The 18368-nt window shown below is 71.9% G+C and carries 16 protein-coding genes and 1 pseudogene; 9 read left to right on the top strand and 8 right to left on the bottom strand.

From position 1 onward, the window contains the following. Window positions 1-121 precede the first annotated feature (121 nt). Together ACIGEZ_RS19385 and ACIGEZ_RS19380 are read left to right on the top strand one after the other, a co-directional pair. Window positions 122-2251, top strand: a complete 2130-nt coding sequence (locus ACIGEZ_RS19385) for an RICIN domain-containing protein (RefSeq protein ID WP_399832580.1) — start codon at window positions 122-124, stop codon at window positions 2249-2251. A 118-nt stretch (window positions 2252-2369) separates the two neighbouring features. Continuing rightward, window positions 2370-3032 (top strand): hypothetical protein, encoded by a 663-nt coding sequence (locus tag ACIGEZ_RS19380; RefSeq protein ID WP_399832578.1) that lies wholly within the window; start codon window positions 2370-2372, stop codon window positions 3030-3032. A 31-nt stretch (window positions 3033-3063) separates the two neighbouring features. Here ACIGEZ_RS19380 and ACIGEZ_RS19375 read toward each other — a convergent pair whose 3' ends face one another. Together ACIGEZ_RS19375 and ACIGEZ_RS19370 are read right to left on the bottom strand one after the other, a co-directional pair. After that, window positions 3064-3420, bottom strand: coding sequence for a hypothetical protein (locus tag ACIGEZ_RS19375; RefSeq protein ID WP_399832576.1), 357 nt, complete (start codon window positions 3418-3420; stop codon window positions 3064-3066). Window positions 3421-3497: 77 nt separating this feature from the next. Then, on the bottom strand, window positions 3498-4445 hold the full coding sequence (locus ACIGEZ_RS19370) for a YhjD/YihY/BrkB family envelope integrity protein (protein ID WP_399832574.1): 948 nt from the start codon (window positions 4443-4445) through the stop codon (window positions 3498-3500). Between the two features lie 258 nt (window positions 4446-4703). Between ACIGEZ_RS19370 and ACIGEZ_RS19365 the strand changes: the two genes are divergently transcribed. Next, window positions 4704-6017, top strand: coding sequence for a hypothetical protein (locus ACIGEZ_RS19365; RefSeq protein ID WP_399832572.1), 1314 nt, complete (start codon window positions 4704-4706; stop codon window positions 6015-6017). Between the two features lie 38 nt (window positions 6018-6055). On the opposite strand, the gene ACIGEZ_RS19360 is transcribed toward ACIGEZ_RS19365, so the two are convergent. Both ACIGEZ_RS19360 and ACIGEZ_RS19355 read right to left on the bottom strand, forming a co-directional pair. Beyond that, window positions 6056-6508, bottom strand: a complete 453-nt coding sequence (locus tag ACIGEZ_RS19360; RefSeq protein WP_399832570.1) for a YbhB/YbcL family Raf kinase inhibitor-like protein — start codon at window positions 6506-6508, stop codon at window positions 6056-6058. 91 nt (window positions 6509-6599) lie between these two features. Further along, window positions 6600-7097 (bottom strand): pyridoxamine 5'-phosphate oxidase family protein, encoded by a 498-nt coding sequence (locus ACIGEZ_RS19355; RefSeq protein WP_399832568.1) that lies wholly within the window; start codon window positions 7095-7097, stop codon window positions 6600-6602. Window positions 7098-7161: 64 nt separating this feature from the next. On the opposite strand from ACIGEZ_RS19355, the pseudogene ACIGEZ_RS19350 reads away from it, so the two are divergent. The 6 genes and pseudogenes from ACIGEZ_RS19350 to ACIGEZ_RS19325 all read left to right on the top strand — a co-directional run bounded on the left by ACIGEZ_RS19350 (window position 7162) and on the right by ACIGEZ_RS19325 (window position 13743). Beyond that, window positions 7162-7391 (top strand): annotated as a pseudogene (locus ACIGEZ_RS19350) (helix-turn-helix domain-containing protein). Between the two features lie 159 nt (window positions 7392-7550). Beyond that, entirely contained in the window at window positions 7551-8753 is a 1203-nt protein-coding gene (locus ACIGEZ_RS19345; RefSeq protein ID WP_399832566.1) for an erythromycin esterase family protein, read from the top strand. Window positions 8754-9067: 314 nt separating this feature from the next. Further along, entirely contained in the window at window positions 9068-11164 is a 2097-nt protein-coding gene (locus ACIGEZ_RS19340; RefSeq protein ID WP_399832564.1) for a SpoIIE family protein phosphatase, read from the top strand. Between the two features lie 106 nt (window positions 11165-11270). Further along, window positions 11271-11915, top strand: coding sequence for a PE-PGRS family protein (locus ACIGEZ_RS19335; protein WP_399832562.1), 645 nt, complete (start codon window positions 11271-11273; stop codon window positions 11913-11915). A 233-nt stretch (window positions 11916-12148) separates the two neighbouring features. Then, complete coding sequence (locus tag ACIGEZ_RS19330) at window positions 12149-13054, top strand: hypothetical protein (RefSeq protein WP_399832560.1); 906 nt, start codon at window positions 12149-12151, stop codon at window positions 13052-13054. Further along, window positions 13051-13743, top strand: a complete 693-nt coding sequence (locus tag ACIGEZ_RS19325; RefSeq protein ID WP_399832558.1) for a class I SAM-dependent methyltransferase — start codon at window positions 13051-13053, stop codon at window positions 13741-13743. Before ACIGEZ_RS19330 ends, ACIGEZ_RS19325 begins: the two co-directional genes overlap by 4 nt. A 52-nt stretch (window positions 13744-13795) precedes the next feature. Here the strand turns inward: ACIGEZ_RS19325 and ACIGEZ_RS19320 are convergent, their stop codons facing one another. The 4 genes from ACIGEZ_RS19320 to ACIGEZ_RS19305 form a co-directional block, all read right to left on the bottom strand. Beyond that, window positions 13796-15193, bottom strand: a complete 1398-nt coding sequence (locus ACIGEZ_RS19320; protein WP_399832556.1) for an APC family permease — start codon at window positions 15191-15193, stop codon at window positions 13796-13798. Between the two features lie 311 nt (window positions 15194-15504). After that, window positions 15505-16668, bottom strand: coding sequence for an oxygenase MpaB family protein (locus ACIGEZ_RS19315; RefSeq protein WP_399832554.1), 1164 nt, complete (start codon window positions 16666-16668; stop codon window positions 15505-15507). Window positions 16669-16686: 18 nt separating this feature from the next. Beyond that, the gene (locus tag ACIGEZ_RS19310; protein ID WP_399832552.1) at window positions 16687-17742 is read right to left on the bottom strand and encodes a polyprenyl synthetase family protein; all 1056 of its coding nucleotides are present in this window, start codon (window positions 17740-17742) and stop codon (window positions 16687-16689) included. Continuing rightward, window positions 17732-18010 carry a polyprenyl synthetase gene (locus ACIGEZ_RS19305; RefSeq protein WP_399832549.1) on the bottom strand — a complete coding sequence of 93 codons (279 nt, stop codon included), beginning with the start codon at window positions 18008-18010 and terminating at the stop codon, window positions 17732-17734. Before ACIGEZ_RS19305 ends, ACIGEZ_RS19310 begins: the two co-directional genes overlap by 11 nt. Between the last annotated feature and the right edge of the window lie 358 nt (window positions 18011-18368).

The following is an 18368-nucleotide window of genomic DNA, read 5'->3' as shown; positions in this document are numbered from 1 at the left end:
ACGACCACCCAGGTAACGGAATGGATTCTCAGGGCGGGCTCCCCTTTGTCCGAATTCTCCACCGGGCGGGTCTGACAAGCTTCCGCGCACCCAGTCTTCTGACCAAAGAATTGAGGTGTGCATGTCCAGACATCGCAAACCGAAGGAGCGTCAGCCGCGCCAACCGCGGCCGCGCCGAGGGTTCATAGGCGTCACCGCCGCCATGGCGATGGCGGCGGTCGTCGCCGGGGGGATCGCCTACCAGGCCGGGCGCGCGGACTCCGCCGGAACGCCGCTCGCCCGCCTCGACGCCCCCGTGACCGACATCGCCGTCCCGGCCTCCGCACCGGCCAGGGACGAGGAGCCGGAGCCGATCGAGAAGAAGCCGGCCAACGAACCGGCCCGCGGCATGGTGTACGACGGGCTCAGGATCGCCCCCGAGGGGGACCGCTGCGCGGGCGTCTACTCGACCGTCACCGGCCAGTGCACCCACGGCCCCGACGCCCCGCCCAAGGGCGTCGACATCAAGAAGGACACCCCGCCCGCGGTCAAGACCGTGGCGCCGGCAGCGGATCCGGCCAAGCCGACCGACCGGGGAGCCGCGCCCCGCAAGGGCGAGGCGCCCGCACAGGACACGCCCGCCGTCGACGCGCAGGCCGCCCGCACCGCCGCGGCCGCCGCTCCCGGACCCACCCGGTCCGCCAACGCCGCCACCGGCACGGCCGGCACCCCGGGTGCCACCGGCCCCACGGCCGCAGCCGGACCCGCCGGCCAGAGCGTCCAGTGCGACGGCGACGGGAACACCGGCAACCGGGTCCAGGTCGTCTACGCCCACGGCCCCGGACGCGACCGCTACTCCGAATACCTCGCCTCCTTCCGGAAGTGGGCCGCCGACGCCGACCTCATCTACTCGGCCAGCGCCCAGGAGACCGGCGGCACCCGCTACATCCGGTACGTGACGGCCGCCGACTGCACGCCCACGGTCCTCGACATCGAACTGACGGACTCGGCCCTGGCCGAGTTCAGCGCCACCAACCGCGCGCTCGCCGCCAAGGGCCTGGACCGACGCGACCGCAAGTACATGATCTTCGCCGACACCCAGGTCTACTGCGGCATCGGCACCTTCGCCGGGGACGAGCGCCCCGGCCAGTCCAACCAGAGCAACTTCGGCCCCTCGTACGGCCGCACGGACAGCGGCTGCTGGGGCGGGCACACCGCTGCCCACGAACTCGGCCACAACCTGGGCGCGGTCAACAACAGCGCGCCCAACACCAGCCGGGGCGCGCACTGTACGGACGAGTGGGACGTGATGTGCTACTCGGACAGCCCGTACTACCCGCGGATGCGCGACGTCTGCACGAATCGCGCCTCCGAGAACATCCTGGACTGCAACCACGACGACTACTTCCACACCAACCCCCGGCCGGGCAGCTACCTGGCCACGCACTGGAACATCGCCGACAACCAGTTCCTGATGCGTGCCAAGGGCGGCGGCACGGACCCGGGTCCGGACCCGACGCCCACCCCGACGGCCACGCCGACCCCCACCCCGACGCCGACTCCGACGACGCCGCGGCCCGGCGCCGGTCCTGACGTGACGGTCGGCCAGATCCAGGCGGACTCCGTCGTGGCGAGCTGGCCGCGGGTGGACGGAGCCACCTGGTACCAGGTGATCTTCGACGGCAGGCACCTGACCTGGGTCCAGGGCACGGCGCTGCGCATCTACAACCTGCGCCCGGGCACCGCGCACACCGTCGCCGTGTCCGTGCGCGACGCGCAGGGCCGGGACAGCGGGCCGGGTCGTGCGACGGGCTTCCGCACCACGGGGGCGGGCGGCACCACGGCGCCGAACACCCGCTACCTGCTCTCCAACGGCAGCACCGGTCTGAACGCCCAGCTGTGGGGCGGCCGTTCGGCCGACGGCACGGTCCTGGTCGGCGGGCAGAGCAACGGCTACGAGCAGCAGCAGTGGTACTTCGACGACGCGGGCAACGGACTGGTCCGCATCCGCTCCGCCGCCTCGGGCAAGTGCCTGCAGCCCGGCAGCGCACCCGCCGCCGGCATGTGGGTCGCCCAGCAGCCCTGTACGGCCGGCTCCACGGCCCAGCAGTGGCGGATGAACCTCGCGAACGGCACGGCCACGGTCACCGACCGGAACGGAGCCTTCGCCCTGACCGTCAGCAACCGCCCGTACTACGGAACCTGGCTGCTCGACCTCCAGCGCCTGGACGGGCGCCCGGCCCAGACCTGGACGGTCCGCAAGGCCCAGTGAACCCTGGCGCGGCCGACCGGATCGGCCGCGCCTGCCACGGGCCGCACAACACCTCGGGCGGGCCGTCACCGGGCGGCCCGCCCCACCCTCCCCCACACCGCCATACGGGAGCACCACGATGCACACGACCACCCGCCACGGACTCGTCCTCACCACAGCACTCACCGGGGCACTCGCCCTCGGCCTCGCCCTGCCGGTGCCGGCCGCCGCCCACGGCGACACCCTGCACGTCATCGTCACCGGCCACCGGGACGGTCACGTCCTCACCGAGGTCACCTGGGAGAACGACGGGGACCCGGTGGAGGAGAAGGTCGCGGCCGTGGTCAGCGCCGTCAGTACGGACGGGAGCCGCACCGCCGGTCCCTGGAAGCTGGTCCGCGGTAGCGGACCCACCGGTTACACCACGGCCGAGGCTCTCCCGGCCGGAACCTGGAAGATCACCGTGGACGCCGGCTTCCCTGGACTGGGACACGGCGAGCGACAGCTGACGGTCACCACGGCACCGTCGGCCACCGCTTCGTCCGTACCGGGCAGGACGGCCGCCGTCCCGACACCGACCCCGGCGCCCAAGACGTCCACGGGCGCCGGTTTCCCCTCCGCGGCCAGCGGACCGAAGGACGCGCGCAAGGACTCGGACACGGGTACGGGCGGCGACACGGTCAGGGACGGCGACACGGATCACGAGGCCGCCGGACTCACGGCGGCCGTGCTCGCAGTCGCCGCGCTCGCCGGGGCCGCCGCCGGGATGTGGATCCGCCGCTCGCGCAGGCGACGGCGCTGACGCTGCCCCACCCGTCCGGAGACCCTCAGGATCACGCCGGCGGCTCCTCGGCCTCCGGCCGGCGGGACCGCAGGGCGCGCGCCGTGCGTACCGTGCCGTAGCCGAGCAGCCAGGGCAGCACCGTGATGCCCAGCACGTAGAAGACGAGATAGCCCAGCAGGTCCTCCTGCCAGGTCTCCTCTTGCAGTCGGATCAGGCCGGCCGTCAGGACGCTCCCGGAGACCCCCACCGGCAGGGCCGGCAGGGCCATGGACCAGAGCCTCGGCCTCCAGCCCGGTCGGCGGGCGCACCACACCCCCATGGCACCCATGAGGAAGGGCCCGAGCGGCACCCAGAACACCACCGGGACGAACAGCACCGCCCACCAGTCGTCCGAATACCCGAACATCACGAGACATCCCCCCTGACATCACCCGCCCCTCGGGTCTCTACCCAGCGGTGATCCCTCGTGAACGGGCCGGGATCTCACCGGGCCTCCCCCGCCGAACCGGGTGCGTCCGTGCCGCCCGACGCGTGGTCCGGCGCGTCCGGCGCGTCCGTGCCGCCCGGCCCGTCATCCGGCGCGGCATCGCCACCCGGCCGGTCGTCCTCCGGTCGCAGGTAGTGGCTCAGGGGCGGCTCGTCCACCAGGACCGCGCCGATGGTGAACGCGAACGTGACTGCCGCGCACACGACGATCAGCCAGGAAAGCATGGTGAGCACGAGACCCAGGGATCCGTACTCCCCCAGCGCCCTGTTGAGCGCGGCGGGCATGTACAGGCGCGCCGTCAGCGCGAGGGCGCTCGTGGCCGCGGCCGCCAGGATCGCGCCGGGAAGCAGGGGCAGCCAGGCGACGCGGTTGGCCAGCAACAGGTGCTGCGTCCACATCCAGGTGCCCACGCTCACGAGGAAGAAGACCGGCACGCCGAGCCACAGCCCCGCGCCGAAGCCGTCGCGCAACGGGCCCTGCAGGAAGACCACAAGGATCAGCGCCATCAGCCACACCAGCCAACGCCAGGCCGCGATCCGCGTCTTGGCCTTGGGCAGGGCCCAGGCGCGCTCACAGACCCGGGCCATGACCCGGCTGAAGCTGGTGGCCGACACCAACGCGATGACCAGACTGACCCCGCCGGTGGTCTCCCTCAGCTCCGCGTCGGCGGAGCCGTCCAGGACCTGCTGCAGCTCGACGTCGGAGCGACCACTCAGGCCGAACATGGCGCGCAGGGAGTCCCGGAGCTGGTCACGCACGGCCTGCGGGGCGAACGCGCCGATGGCGAAGAGGAGCGGCACCGCGGCCAGGAAGGCCTGTGCGGCCAGGCGGGTCCCCGCGTCCAGCAGGTTGCCGGACAGCAACCGGTTCGCGAGTTCGGACAGGACCGGCAAGCGCTCCTCCGCCGCCCTGCGCAGCCGCCGCCATCGTGTCTCCCGCGCCATCCGGCCTCCTCGAAGCGGGCCAGATCCGCGGCCTGGGCTGCTGTCCCGTCCACGAGGTGCCTCGGCCACGTGGGGGTACGCCGGCCACCAGCCGCTTCGAGCAGTATCAGGTCCTACGCCTCTGCTTGCGAGTCGGGCGCCGGACGGTCCGGGCGGCCACGGCGGGCACGCGCCGCCGGCTATCCACCCGTTTGCTCCGCCTCCTGTGGCCCGACTCGCGCGGGCGGGTTTACCTGGATCCACCCTGAGGAGGTGCCCGTGCCGGACGACGAACAGCCGAACGAACTGGCCGCACTCCGTGCCCGTATCGCCGCGCTGGAGGCGGAGAAGGAGAAGGCCCGACCGACTCCCCGTCATCGCGGCCGCTCGTTCCTGGCCGCCGTACTGATCGTGATCGGTTGTCTGCTCGTCCCGCTGGGCATCGTGTCGGCGTGGACCTCCGACATCGTCGGCGACACCGACCGATACGTGTCCACGGTCGCCCCGCTCGCCTCCGACGAGGACGTCCAGGCGGCCGTCGCCAACCGCGTCACGGGCGCGGTCATGGAACACATCGATCTGAACGCTCTCCTCGAGGGAGTCGCCCCTGACGAGCGCCCTCGCCTCGCCAAGGCCCTGGGGCGGCTCGGCGATTCGCTGGAGGGCGCGGTCCGCAGCTTCGTCCAGGACAAGACGCAGGAGGTCGTGGCCTCGGACGCCTTCGAGACGGTCTGGACCGACGCCAACCGCGCGATCCACACCTCGGTCGTGCGGGCACTGACCGGCAGTGGCGAGGGTGCCGTACAGATCAAGAACGACACCGTGACGATCGATCTCGCTCCCGTCATCGACCGGGTCAAGCAACGGCTCGTCGACGCCGGGCTGAGTGTCGCCGGCAAGATCCCGGAGATCCACACCGACTTCACGGTCGTCCAGTCGAAGGACATCGGCAAGGTCAAGACCGGCTTCCGGCTGCTGCAGATCATGGGAGTGTGGCTGCCGGTCCTCGCCGTCCTCCTGGTCGCCGCCGGCATCCTGCTCTCCGTCCACCGCCGCCGGACCCTGGTCGCCGCGGCGATCGGCGTGGCCTTCGCGGCCCTGGTCCTCGGCATCGCCCTGACCGTCTTCCGCACGGTCTACCTCAACGCCCTGCCCGACACCGTCTCCCAGGCCGCGGCCGGGTCCGTGTACGACGCGCTGATCCGCTTCCTGCGCACCACGATCCGCATGGTCGTCGTGCTCGGCCTGGTGCTCGCCTTCGCCGCCTGGGTCAACGGCCCGAGCCGCCCCGCCGTCGTCACCCGACGCATCTGGAACGACGGCATCACCGCCACGCGCACCGCGGCGGACCGGGCCGGTCTGCGGACGGGGCCGGTCGGCCCGTTCGTCCGCCGCCACCGCACGTGGATCACCTGGATCCTGGTCGCGGTGGCCGTCGTCGTGTACGTCCTGTGGGACCACCCGACCGGTTGGGTCGTCGTCGGCCTCGCCCTCGCCCTGCTCTTCGCCTTCGCCGTGGCCGGCTTCCTCGCGGCGGAGCCTTCGGCGGCCGACGGGGAAGCGCACGCGCCGGGTGGCCAGCCGGAGACCTGAACGGGCGGCGGGACGGGCGGCGGTGACGCGGTGACGCGTCAGCGCTGATAGGTCCCGAGCAGGGTGGCCGAGGCCAGGTCCCGGCCCTTCAGGGCACGGTGTACGTCGTCGGCGCCCGGATGGCCGTGAAGCGGCAGTGGCGCGGACAGGGCGTACAGGCGGAAGAAGTAGCGGTGCGGCCCGTGCCCCGGGGGAGGCATCGGGCCTCCCCAGCCCACCCGCCCGAAGCCGTTGGGCCACGGGAGGCCGCCCTGGGGCTTCTGGCCCTCCGCCACCCCGCTGGTCCCCGGATCGATGCCGGTCACCAGCCAGTGCAGGAAGGTCGTCCCCGGCGCGTCCGGGTCCTCGCACACGAGCACGAGCTCGGTGGCCGCCTGGGGCACCCCGGACCAGGTCAGGGGCGGTGAGATGTTCTCTCCCTCCCCGCTGTACCGAAGGGGGATCACCGTGTTGTCGTCGAACGCGGTACTGCTGAGTTCCATTCCGCTCATGCGCGCCGCCCTACCCGCAACGGCGACTTCGGCACCGGTCCCCCGCACCGAAACGCCCGTTCGGGTCAAGCAGCGACCTCGGCGTCCTCGATCAGGACCGTTCCCGTTCGTCCCGCTGCCGCATCAGTTCCTCGACCGCGCTCGGCAGGGTGGTCTCGAAATCGATCAGCTTCGCCCACGTCGGGGCCACGACGACCCGGACCATGCCGTCGTAGAGCGCGCGGACGCCCGCTTCCCACTCCACACGCTGCTCGGGCGTCATCTCGTACGTGCCGCTGCTCTGGAGGAACTCGTCCGGGATGCCCTCGACGAAATCCAGCTCCGCCCGACCTCTGAGGAGGAGGATCTGCGGCGGGTGCACCTCGGTGTCGATCGTCAGGGCGACCGCCGGGTTGCGGCGCAGGGCCTGGACCTTCGGGGCGTTCGGGGGGGTGCACATCACGGCTTCCGAACCGTTCCAGAAGAAGCCGATCGGGACGACCCGGGGCGTGCCGTCCTTCGCGACGTAGGCCAGGCGGGTCAGGTCCCGGGCCAGGAGCTCCCGGCTGAGCGGCCGGTTCAGGACCTCGGCGACTTCGGTCGGCTGCACGGTCGGACCCACTTCCCCACGGTCGTTCGCCGGTACAGGCCCAGCCTAGGAGGAATCGGGAGCGATCGGGGCGAAGCGGAGGGGCCGCGACCCCCGGGTCGGGCTGCGGGCCGTCTCCGCGCCGAGCCGACTGTCGAACAACTGGAAGCCGTCCAGGTGCGCAGTGCGCGCAACCAGGGGTGGTCGTGGCAGGAGATCGCGACCGAACTAGGGGTCAGCCGCCAGGCCGTCCACAAGAAGCGCTCACCACCACGGGCGGGGTCGTCGCGGAGGTCCTGGCCGACCACGGCGTGACGTACGCCTCCGTCGACACCGCGGTCTCCAGCCCGACGGCCTCCTGACTCCCGCGAACCGCGCAGTCGAGCGTCGTCTCTGGTTTGAGGGTTCAGCCCAGAAATCCTGCTGATATCGCGGGAAAGTTTCAACCGAACCTTCAACGATAGCGTTGAAGGCATGGATACCGACATCAGGCACACCGCCCATCCCGTCGACTCCGCCGCCGTCATGCGGCTGCTCCCGGTCCGGCCGCGGCTGCTCGCCCTGGGTGAGCCCACCCACGGCGAGGACGCTCTGCTCGACGTACGCAACGAACTGTTCCGGCAGCTCGTCGAGCGGGAGGGCTACCGGACGGTCGCGATCGAGAGCGACTGCATGACGGGCCTGGTCGTGGACGACTACGTCGCCTCGGGCGCGGGCACCCTCGACGACGTCATGGAGCGTGGATTCAGCCACGGTTGGGGCGCGTCCGCCGCCAACCGCGAGCTGGTGCGCTGGATGCGTGCCTACAACGACGGCCGGCCGGCGTCCGATCGGGTCCGCTTCGCCGGGATCGACGGCCCGCTGGAGATGACCGGCGCCGCCAGCCCCCGGCAGGCCCTCACCGCACTCCACGGCTATCTCTCGGCCCGCGTGGACGCCGACCTGCTTCCCTGCACCGCGGAAGCGCTCGACCGCCTGCTCGGCGCCGACGACCGGTGGACCAATCCCGCCGCCATGATGGACCCGGCCCAGTCCGTGGGGCAGTCGTCCGAGGCCAGGGAACTGCGGCTGCTCGCCGACGATCTCGTGGCGTTGCTCGACACGCAGACGCCGCACCTGATCGCCGCCACTTCGCGGGCAGACCGGGACCGGGCGCGCCTGTACGGCCGTACCGCCCTCGGTCTGCTGCGCTACCACGCCTCGATGGCCGACACCTCAACCGCCCGTATGGCGCGGCTGGTGGCGGTGCGGGACCAGATGATGGCTGAGAACCTCCTCGCCGTCGCCGAACGGGGCCCTGCGCTTGTCCATGCCCACAACTCCCATCTCCAGCGGGAGAAGAGCGCGATGCGGATGGGCGGGATGCCGTTGGAGTGGTGGAGCGCCGGTGCACTGGTGAGCGCCCGCCTCGGCGAGGAGTACGCCTTCGTGGCCACGGCCCTCGGCACGATCCGGCACAAGGGGGTGGACACTCCGTCATCGGACACGATCGAAGGGCTCCTGTACGCGCTCCCGGAGGACCGCTGCGTCATCGACGCCCCGCGCCTGGCCGCCGCCCTCGGCGACACGCGCCCCGCGCCCCGCGTGTCCCCCTGGTTCGGCTACGCCCCGTTCGACCCGGCCCACCTGGCTGACAGCGACGGCATCGTGTTCGTCAGGGACGTCCCGCAGAGCTAGAGCCTGGTTGTCCGGCATCCGCACCCTGGTCTGTCATCGGCCTCGGACGCGGAGGGAGAAACGAGGGGCAGGTCGCCCCTGAACCGGGCCATGGCCTCCCCCGCCGCCACCCGGCCGGTCGGCGGCCTGTCGGCGGCCGGTCGTCCGCGCCGTCAGCCGGCTCACCACCGGAGGGGTACGCCGCAGGCCGAGTGGCGGGGCGGGCGACTGCGCCGCGGGGTCGCCGTGATGTCCGAAGAGAGAATGCCGGGCAGAATTGCCTTGAAGAGTCACCTGTCGTGTCGGCGTCGGCGTACGCGCGTGAAGGGGGCCTGGTGCGATCGAATCGGCCGGGGGACGAGCCGGCTCCCGGTCCGCTCTGGTCGGAGCCGGGAACCCTGCTCGAGCACGTGGCCGTGGCCGTGCTGGGCATGGACCAGGAAGGGCTGATCCGCTACTGGGGCCCCGGCGCCCGGGCCCTCTTCGGCTACGAGGCCGCCGACGCGCTCGGCCGGCCGGCCGCCGCCCTCTTTCCCCGCCCCGCACCCGGCGGGACCGGCGGCGCCGAGCAGCTCGTGGAGCGGGGCCTGGCGCTGGGCTACTGGCGGGTGAGGATGCCGGCGCGGCATCGTGACGGCACGGTGTTCGACTGCGGTTTCCGGGTCTTTCCGGTCAAGGGCATCGAGGGCCGTTCCGTGATCGTCGCCCTGGCGAGCAGGGGCGACGAGCTCGACCGCGTGAAGACCAACCTGGCGTTCCTCGACGCGCTCTTCGAGACCTGTCCGATCGGCCTCGTCATGCTGGATGAGGATCTGCGGTACGTCCACCTCAACCAGGCGCTCGCCGAAATGGACGGGGTCCCGATCGAGGACCACATCGGGCGCGGCATGGGCGAGATCATGATCACGTCCGACGACGGCGCGTACGAGCGCATGCTGCGGGCCGTAGCCGACGAGGGCCGCCCCGTGATCAGCGCGCTGGTCACGCTCCGTACGCCCGGACACCCGGATCGCGACCAGGCCCGCTCCGTGAGCTTCTTCCCGCTGAGCCAGGCCGTCGGTACGCCGGCGGGGGTCGGCGGACTCGTCGTGGACGTGACCGATCGCGAGCAGGCCCTGGTCGAGGCGGCGGCCGGCCGGCAGCGGCTCGACCTGCTCCACCGGGCGGCGTCCCGTATCGGCACCACGCTCGATGTGCAGGTGACCGCGAGCGAGCTGGTGGACACGGTCGTGCCGGAGTTCTGCGACGCGTCCGTCGTGGAAGTGGTCGAGTGGATGGACGAGCCGGAGGTCTTCGTCCCCGAGAGCCCGCTCACCACGCGCCGGATCGCCTCCGGCACCACTCTGCCCCCTCCGGCGGCAGAGCTGGTGGGCGGGCTGACGAACGTCACGTACCCGCCGGACTCCACCATCCACATGGCCTTGAGCACCGGCCGCCCCGTCTGCGTCCCTGTCAACGACGACTTCATGACCCGGACCGTCATCCACCAGGACCGCGCCCGACTGCTGATCGAAAGCGGGCTGACCTGCCTTCTCATCGCACCCCTCATCGCCCGGGGCACGGTCCAGGGAATCGCCATGTTCGGCCGCTCGCCCGCCCGGCCGGTCTTCACCGAGCAGGATCTCAGCCTGGCCGCGGAACTCGCCTCCCGCGCCGCCCTGTGCCTGGACAACGCGCGCCTCTACAGCCGTGTCAAGGACATCGCGCTCACCCTCCAGCGGGCCCTGCTCCCCACCGCTCTGGCAACGATCCCCTCGCTGCGCATCGCGCACCGTTACCTCCCCGGCAGCCACATCACGGAAGTGGGCGGCGACTGGTACGACGTGATCGACCTGCCCGGCGGACGAGTGGCCCTCGTGGTCGGTGACGTGATGGGACACGGCGTACCGGCCGCCGCGGCGATGGGCCGGCTGCGCATCACCGCCAAGGCGCTCGCCCGCCAGAACCTCGATCCCCAGGACCTCATGGCCGGGCTCGACTTCTGCGCCCAGGAAGCGGGCATCGAGCTGGCTACCTGCCTCTACATCCGGTACGACCCCGCGGCGGGCCGCGCGCTCATCGCGAACGCCGGTCATCCCCCGCCCCTCGTACGCCATCCGGACGGCACGGTGCGAGTCGTGGACGAGGTGTTGGGCGTTCCCCTCGGTGTCGGCGGCCTCCCCTTCGGCACGACCGAGATCGCACTCCAGGAGGGCGACCTGCTCGCCCTGTACACCGACGGTCTCGTCGAGTCGCGCGACAAGGACATCGACGAAGGCGTGCAAGCGCTCCGCGCCCGGCTGGCCGCCGTCACGGGAACCCTGGAGGAGTCGGCGGACACCATCCTCGCGAGCCTGCTGCCGGACGTACCGAGCGACGACACCGTGCTCGTCCTCGCCCAGGTGGGCCGGTCACCCGCTTCCCCCGGCCACCTGACCGAGCGGAGCGGCTGACGGCTCTCGGCCGCTTGGAGCAGCCCTGGTGGGCGTGGTCCGGGGCCCGCTCGTAGCGTGGGTGGGGCAGTTCCACCGGCCCCGGGAACCAGGAAAGAGACCCGCTATGGAAGACATGGACGCGATGGCCGAGACGACCTCCGAGGACAGCGCCGGCGTGGTCGGTCTGGGGGTGACCGGGGTCGCCGGGTACGCCAGGCCGGCTCACCGGGACGTGGCCAAGGAGCGGGAGACGCGCGCGGGGGTACTTGGCGTCGGGGAGGCGAACGCGCACTCCCCCGGAGTGGCCGGTTTCGGGGAGATCGGCGTGGCCGGTCACGGGTCCTCGGTCGGAGTGCGGGGCCGGGGCACGGAGACCGGAGTACGGGGTGAGACCCTCTTCGGCGAAGGCGTCCTCGGAGTGGCGAAGGCGACCGGTGGGGGTGTCGTCGGGATGAGCAAGGACGGCCCCGGAATCCTGGCGCAGAGCGAGAACGACGCCGGCCTCAGCGCGCAGTCCGGTGCGGGAGTTGGTGGCGTGTTCGCCTCGGGGAAGGCCGCCCAGATCGAGCTCGTGCCCCATCTGGACGAGGCCCGCTTCGCGGACTCCGCTCCGCAGCTGCCCGCGGTGGGATCGCTCGGGCAGCTCCTCACCCACGCCGATGCCGACGCGACCTGCCGCCTCTACCTGTGCGTGGACGCCCAGGAGGGAGCTCCGGCCAGGTGGGCGCAGGTCCTGCTGGGCGACCCGGTGGAGGGGCGGCTTTCCTAGGAGGGGGCACGTCACCGCCGACAGGCCTGCGCCACTGCCGCGAAGGTGCCTCGGGTTCCCCTTCGTGGAGGCGGTCGCTCCTCGGCCGATTCGACGGAGATGCCATCACCCGGCCCGCCACGCGAACGGGCGGTTCACCGGCCGGGGAAGCGGCCTGGCGAGTGTCGGTCCACCTGACGGCGCCGGGTGTTGGGGTTGAGTGGCAGCGCCGTCCCTACTTCCGAGGAGCTGCCATGGCCGTACTGGAACGTCTCCCTGCCGGCACGATCCTGCTCTGCGACTCGCAGGCCTTCGGCTGCGCCGGCGCGGTGTTCCGCGTCGACCCGGCGACCGGTGAGCGGGGGACGCTCGCCATGGCCGGCGACCTGCAAGGGGCGACCGGGATCGCCCTCGAGGCCGATGGCAGCGTCCTGGTCAGCAAGGACCGGCTGTTCCCCGGGACCGGTGTGCTGCTGCGGCTGCCGGCGGGGACCGGAAGCCAGACCGAGGTGTCCTCCGGCGGGAAGTTCACCGCGCCGGGAGGGGTGGCCGTCGAGGCCGACGGCCGCATCCTGGTGGTCGACACGTTCGCCGCCGGCTCCGGCGCCGTGATCCGCGTCGATCCCGTCACGGGCGACCAGACCGTCCTGTCGCTGGGCGAAGGCGAAGGCGATCCTCCGCCGCGACCCGTCAAGCTGTGCACGGCTCACGACGGCACGATTCTCGTCGTCGAGCAGGCCATGGCGGGCGGCGCGGACCTGTCGGCCCGCGTGGTCCGGGTCGACCCGGTCACCGGGGCACGTACGACGGTGACCTCGGGCGGTGAGCTGCGCAGCCCGATCGGGGTGGCGGTGGACGGCGAGGGCAGCATCCTGATCGCCGATGCCAACGCCTTCGCCGGCTTCGGGGGTGGAGTGATCAAGGTGGATCCGGTCAGCGGGACCCAGACCACCGTGGCTTCCGGTGGTGGATTCGTCGCCCCTCAGGCGCTGGCGATCGAGGCCGACGGCAGTCTGCTGATCACCGACAACGAGGCGATGAACGGCGTGGGCACCCTGTTCCGTGTGAACCCCACGACCGGGGAGCAGCAGGTGCTCGCCTCCGGTGGCAACTTCAAGCGCCTGACCGGGATCGCGGTCGTGCCGGCAGCCGCGGGGTGAGGGGGCGGGCGCGGTGTCGTCAGGTCCCGAGGTCGCCGGCGGGCCGGGCCGGCAGCGGCCGGGCCCTGGGGCTGGACCTGTCCGCTCCGATGCTGGCGCGCGCCCGCGAGTCCGCACGGCGCGAGGACATCGGCAACGCGACCTTCGAGCAGGGTGACGCCCAGGTCCACACCTTCGCACCAGGCGCCTTCGACGTCGCGATCAGCCGCTTCGGAGTCATGTTCTTCGCCGACCCCGTCGCCGCCTTCGCCAACATCGGACGCGCCCTGCGCCCCGGTGGCCGCATGGCGTTCGTCTGTGGCGCGGAGGCCGGACGCAACGAGTGGCTCCAGGCCATCGCGGCACTGCGCGACATCCTGCCCATGGGGGACTTCGGCGCGCCGGGAAGCCCGGGAATGTTCTCCCTGGCCGACCCGGACCGCACCAGCGCAGTGCTGTCCGCCGCCGGATTCGAGCACATCGACACGGCACGCGTGGAGGCGCTGGGGACATGGGGGCAGGGCGCCGACGACGCGGCGGCCTTCCTGCTCGACTCCGGCCCCGGTCGCCACCTGACCAGCCGGGTCGGCCAGGAACTCCAGGACCGCGCCCGCCGGACCCTCACCGACACCCTGCGTCCCCACGAGCAGCCCGGCACGCTGCGCCTGCGCAGCACCGCCTGGCTGGTCACCGCAACCCGCCCGGAGTAACCGGCAAGCACCCGGACGCGCGCTACACGACGGCGGTCGGACGCCGTCGTGATCAGACCTGATCGGCCTCGGGGATGCTGACGAGCCAGCGGGAGTCCCGGCGCGGCCGCAGGTACAAGCCCCAGTAGAGGGTGGCCGCGGCCGTGATGCCGCCGGTCCACAGCAGGTACTCGTTGTCCTGCATCCACAGGACGTACGCCAGGACGCCGATGAGCAGCAGCGGGACGGCCGGCCACAGCGGCATGCGCCACGCGGCGACCTCGCGGTGCACGCCCTTCCGGCTGAACAGCGCCGCCACCGCGACCAGCAGGTACATGCCGGTGACGGAGACGCCGGTGACGCCGTAGAGGGTGTCGAGGTCGACGAAGCACAGGGCCGCGCCGGGCACGCCCACGACCAGGGTGGCCACCCACGGGGAGCCGAAGCGGCCCAGCCGGGACAGGGCGTTGTTCACGGGCTCCGGCCACGCCTTGTCCCGGCCGGAGGCGAAGAGCACGCGGGAGTTCTGGATGACCATCACGATGCCGGCGTTGACGATGGCGAGCGCGACACAGAGGCTGATGAACGTGCCGACGGCGGAGTTGGACCAGGCGGCGATCATGCCGCTGATGTCGCCGCCGGTCAGCGTCTCGAGGTCGCCGGCGCCGAGGGTGATGGCCACGACCGGCACCAGGATGACGGCGGTGGAGATGGCCAGGGTGGCGAGCACGGTGCGGGCCACGTTCCGGCGCGGGTTCTCCAGCTCTTCGGAGAGGTAGACGGCCGTGGAGAAGCCCTGGGTGACGAAGAGGGCGATGGCGAGGCCGGAGACGACCATGGCGCCGGTGACGAGCGAGTGCGTGCCGCCCCCGGCCGCGACCTGGCCGTGGACGAGCGCGCCGACGCCGCGCTGGGAGTGGGCGAAGCCGAGGACCGCGACGATGCCCGCCGCGACCACCTCGAGGACGAGGAAGACGCCGGTGATCCAGGCGTTGGCACGCAGGTCGAGGAGACCCGCGAGGGTCGCGAGGAGCATGACGCCGGCGCCGGCGAGCGGGGCCGGTACGTGCACCAGGGGTGCGAGGTAGTCGGCTGTTCCCATGGCGATCACCGGTGGCACGATCATCACGACCAGCAGGGACAGGACGAAGACCAGCCAGCCCGCCAGGCGGCCCGCGAGGGTGGAGACGATGGCGTACTCGCCCCCCGCGCTCGGGATCAGGGTGCCCAGCTCGGAGTAACAGAACGCCACTCCGACGCAGAGCAGCGAGCCGATGGCGATGGTCAGCGCGGCGAAGGTGCCCACTCCCCCGAACAGGTCCGGTACGACCACGAAGAGGGTCGAGGCAGGGGTCACGCACGACAACGTCAGCAGCGTGCCGCCCACCACCCCGATGGAACGCTTGAGATTCTGCGGCACGGGCTCCGTCTGGGGGGCCAGGGTGTGCGGTGCGCTGAGGGTGTCCGTCATCAGGCGGTTCCGATCGGTGTGAGCGGTGTTTCCGAGCGGGAGCGGTATCGCCTCCGAGGCGGCCGGTGATCAGGTGGGTCCTTGGCTCCCGGGCTGAATGGAAGCCCGGGCAGAACCGCAGGTCAATGGCCCATCCACCACGGAATCCGTCGTTCCGACACGCTCTGACGGGGCAGCGGGACGTAAAGAACGCGCTAAGACGGCGGAAACGCTCCGTACGGGAACCGCAGCATGCCCCGGAGGACTTTTCCCGCGCTTTACCGCCCGGCTCCGGTGTTCCGGTGTTCCGGCCGGCCACCGGGCCGGGCGGGTCACGGGGAGACCGTGGCGGCGGGCGGGGTCCAGCGGCGGGTGCGGGGCGGCGCGCCGGGGACCCCGTACTCCTCCCTCAGCTGTTCGGGGATGGCGTAGTGCATGACGCGTCCGCGGGTGAGGGAGGACAGCTCCAGGATCGTGGTCAGGTGGCCGAGGCGGTCCAGCGCCCAGGCACCGAGCGGGGAGCGGTCCTCGATGGTCTCCAGTACGCCGAGAAGGTGCGGCACGGCCCTGACGACGGTGTCCCACGGGGTGCGGGAGACCTCGAGCCAGTCCGCGCACGTGTCGCCGACGAGGTGGCGGATGAGCGCGGAGACGATCGGGTCGAAGAAGGTGCCGGGCACGACCTCCTCGTAGAGGTCGACGAGCTGCCGGGTCAGGTGGGCGCCCTCCGGGGACGGGCCCATGTGCCGAATCATGTACATGTCCAGGAACCGACGGGCGTCGTCCAGGGTCTCGGGTACGGCGTCCTGGTCGACGCCGAGCATGGCACCGACCACGCGCCAGGCGTAGTAGTACGCTTCGGCACCCTCCGTCGACATGTGGATGCCGAGGCGGTGCAGGCTGTCGAGGACGAGCAGGGAGAAGAACATCTGCCCGCCGATCATGTCCTCCTGACAGATCGGCGCCCCGAGGACTCCGGTGTCCCAGCGGTTCTCCCGCTTGAGGTGGTGGCGGATCGAGGCGTGCAGGAGGCGGACCTTCTGGACGGCCGGGATGAAGCGGCTGCCCGCCTCGAAGGCACCGGGCCGCATCAGGTAGACGACGAACTGGCCGGTCTCCGCCATCCTTCTGGACGGGTACTTCAGACCGTGCGTGGCCGAGAGCAGCTTCGCCACGTGCGGGACGACGTAGCACGCGGGCATGGAGGCGAACGACAGCGCGGTGGAGATGTGCACGTTGTTGTCGATGAAGAACAGCCGGGCCTTCTCCATCTCCCCCCAGTCCACCCAGGCGGGCGGGGCGCTCGTGGCCCGGAGGTACTCGCGGGCGACGTCGGGCAGCCCGTCCGGCAGCGGGGAGCCGGCGGTGGAGACGAAGCGCATCAGGGTGTTGAGCTTGCCCACCTCTCCCCGTTCGAAGAGGGTCGTGACGACAGCGTCGGCGAGTTCGTCCCCGGTCTGCCGAAGGGCGTCCATCGAGGCCTCGGTGTGGGTCATGGCGGGACTCCTCGTGGTTCAGGAAAGCCGGATCGCCGCCGAATGCGCCAGGCCGGTCAGGGCAGCGGCGGCGTGCGCGGGTGTGTCCAGCTCGTGCAGGGCGTCAAGGGCCTCCTCGACCCTCGCGGTGATCATGGCCTCGATGCGGCCGGGGGCCTTCAGCCGCCGCATCACCTCGCGGACCGCGTCCAGGCCGTCCGCGTCCAGACCCCGCCGGCCGAGGAGAGCCCGCAGCCGCTCCCGTTCCTCCGCACCGGCGAGGCTCCAGGTCTCCGCCAGCAGGGCCGTGGGCCGGTGGCCGCGCACGTCGTCGGCGTTGTCCTTGCCGGTGCGGTCCGGGTCTCCGAACAGGCCGAGCAGATCGTCCCGCAGCTGGAAGGCCTCGCCCAGCGGCAGCCCGTACGCCGAGTAGCCCGCGCGCAGCCGCTCGCCGGCCCCCGCCAGGGCACCGCCGATCAGAAGGGGCTGCTCGACGGTGTACTTGGCGGTCTTGTACCTGATCACCTTCAGCGATGCCGCGGTGTCCGGATCGGCGCCGGTACGCAGGATCTCCAGGCACTCGCCCGCGATCAGCTCACGGGCCAGCAGCGACCACAACGGGCGGGCCCGCCCCAGATACGCGGCGGGCAGACCGCTGGTGGTGAACAGCTGCCCGGCCAGCGACATCAACAGGTCCCCGACCAGCATCGCGAGCGACCTGGCGGAGGCGACAGGGTGCGGACTGCGGCGTACGGCGCCGCGCAGGGCGACATGTGCGGTGGGCCGGCCGTGCCGTAACGGACTGTCGTCGATCAGATCGTCGTGCACGACCGCCGCGGCGTGCACCAGCTCCATCGAGGCCGCCGCCCGCACCAGCGCGTCACTGTCCGGCTGTCCTGCAGCGCGCCAGCCCCAGTAGCAGAACGCCGCCCGAAGCCGCTTGCCTTCCGCGACCGCCGCCTCCACCTGCTCGGCCACCGGGCCCAGGGCCGGATCGATCGCCGCCAACTGCTCGGCCTCCTCGGCGACGAAGCGGTGCAGGACCGCGTCGACACGGCTCTTGAACACGGTCGGCTCCCACCGGTCAGACATCATCGGCGGCCCGCCGGGCCAGGGCGTGCCGGGCGAGAATCTCCAAGTGGGCCGGGGGGACAGCCGCGTAACGGTCCAGCACCAGGCGTCCGCGCGCCATCAGATCGTCCTGAGCCTCCGCCGCAAGCTCCGCGGCGTCCGAGCGGCGCAGCAGCCCGCGCACCGCGCCGACGGCCGAACCCAGTGTGCTCACCGCCAGATCGGCCAGCCCCGCCGCCAGCAGCACCGCCTGCCGGTCCAGTCCCCCGTGTCGTCCCGCCGCTCGCGCCATCCCATCCCCCAGCCGGCCCACAGCTCCTGCGGGCGGCACCGGTCACACGCCGCCCGTCCCTCTCAGCATCGCGTCCTGCCGGACCCCTGAGGGGAAGGACTCACGATCGAGTGATCACGTCGCTTGTCCGTACGGACCGAGACCGCGGGAACTCCGCCACACGACCACCGTCGGCGTTTCGGCCACCCCCGGGGTCGGCTGCGGCGTTCGCCCCGCAAGGGTCGATGCACACGGCACGAACGCGCATTCGCTCTACGACCGGGTTCGGAACCCGTCCGAAACACATGTGTTCGACCCGCCCGGCCTCGTCGTTGAGCCCCGCGACACCCGACTCCTCGTCTCCCGGAGGCCACCGTGC

This window comes from Streptomyces sp. NPDC085481, assembly GCF_044541845.1.
Lineage (GTDB): Bacteria > Actinomycetota > Actinomycetes > Streptomycetales > Streptomycetaceae > Streptomyces.
This window is presented reverse-complemented; position numbering and strand designations above follow the sequence as displayed.

Bases quoted from the DNA above. Each gene is read 5' to 3' on its own strand.
- ACIGEZ_RS19305 (WP_399832549.1), bottom strand. From the start codon at position 18,010: ATGGCGCGAGCGGCGGGACGACACGGGGGACTGGACCGGCAGGCGGTG.
- ACIGEZ_RS19320 (WP_399832556.1), bottom strand. From the start codon at position 15,193: ATGACGGACACCCTCAGCGCACCGCACACCCTGGCCCCCCAGACGGAG.
- ACIGEZ_RS19380 (WP_399832578.1), top strand. From the start codon at position 2,370: ATGCACACGACCACCCGCCACGGACTCGTCCTCACCACAGCACTCACC.
- ACIGEZ_RS19335 (WP_399832562.1), top strand. From the start codon at position 11,271: ATGGAAGACATGGACGCGATGGCCGAGACGACCTCCGAGGACAGCGCC.
- ACIGEZ_RS19385 (WP_399832580.1), top strand. From the start codon at position 122: ATGTCCAGACATCGCAAACCGAAGGAGCGTCAGCCGCGCCAACCGCGG.
- ACIGEZ_RS19315 (WP_399832554.1), bottom strand. From the start codon at position 16,668: ATGACCCACACCGAGGCCTCGATGGACGCCCTTCGGCAGACCGGGGAC.
- ACIGEZ_RS19330 (WP_399832560.1), top strand. From the start codon at position 12,149: ATGGCCGTACTGGAACGTCTCCCTGCCGGCACGATCCTGCTCTGCGAC.
- ACIGEZ_RS19370 (WP_399832574.1), bottom strand. From the start codon at position 4,445: ATGGCGCGGGAGACACGATGGCGGCGGCTGCGCAGGGCGGCGGAGGAG.
- ACIGEZ_RS19310 (WP_399832552.1), bottom strand. From the start codon at position 17,742: ATGATGTCTGACCGGTGGGAGCCGACCGTGTTCAAGAGCCGTGTCGAC.
- ACIGEZ_RS19375 (WP_399832576.1), bottom strand. From the start codon at position 3,420: ATGTTCGGGTATTCGGACGACTGGTGGGCGGTGCTGTTCGTCCCGGTG.
- ACIGEZ_RS19360 (WP_399832570.1), bottom strand. From the start codon at position 6,508: ATGAGCGGAATGGAACTCAGCAGTACCGCGTTCGACGACAACACGGTG.
- ACIGEZ_RS19345 (WP_399832566.1), top strand. From the start codon at position 7,551: ATGGATACCGACATCAGGCACACCGCCCATCCCGTCGACTCCGCCGCC.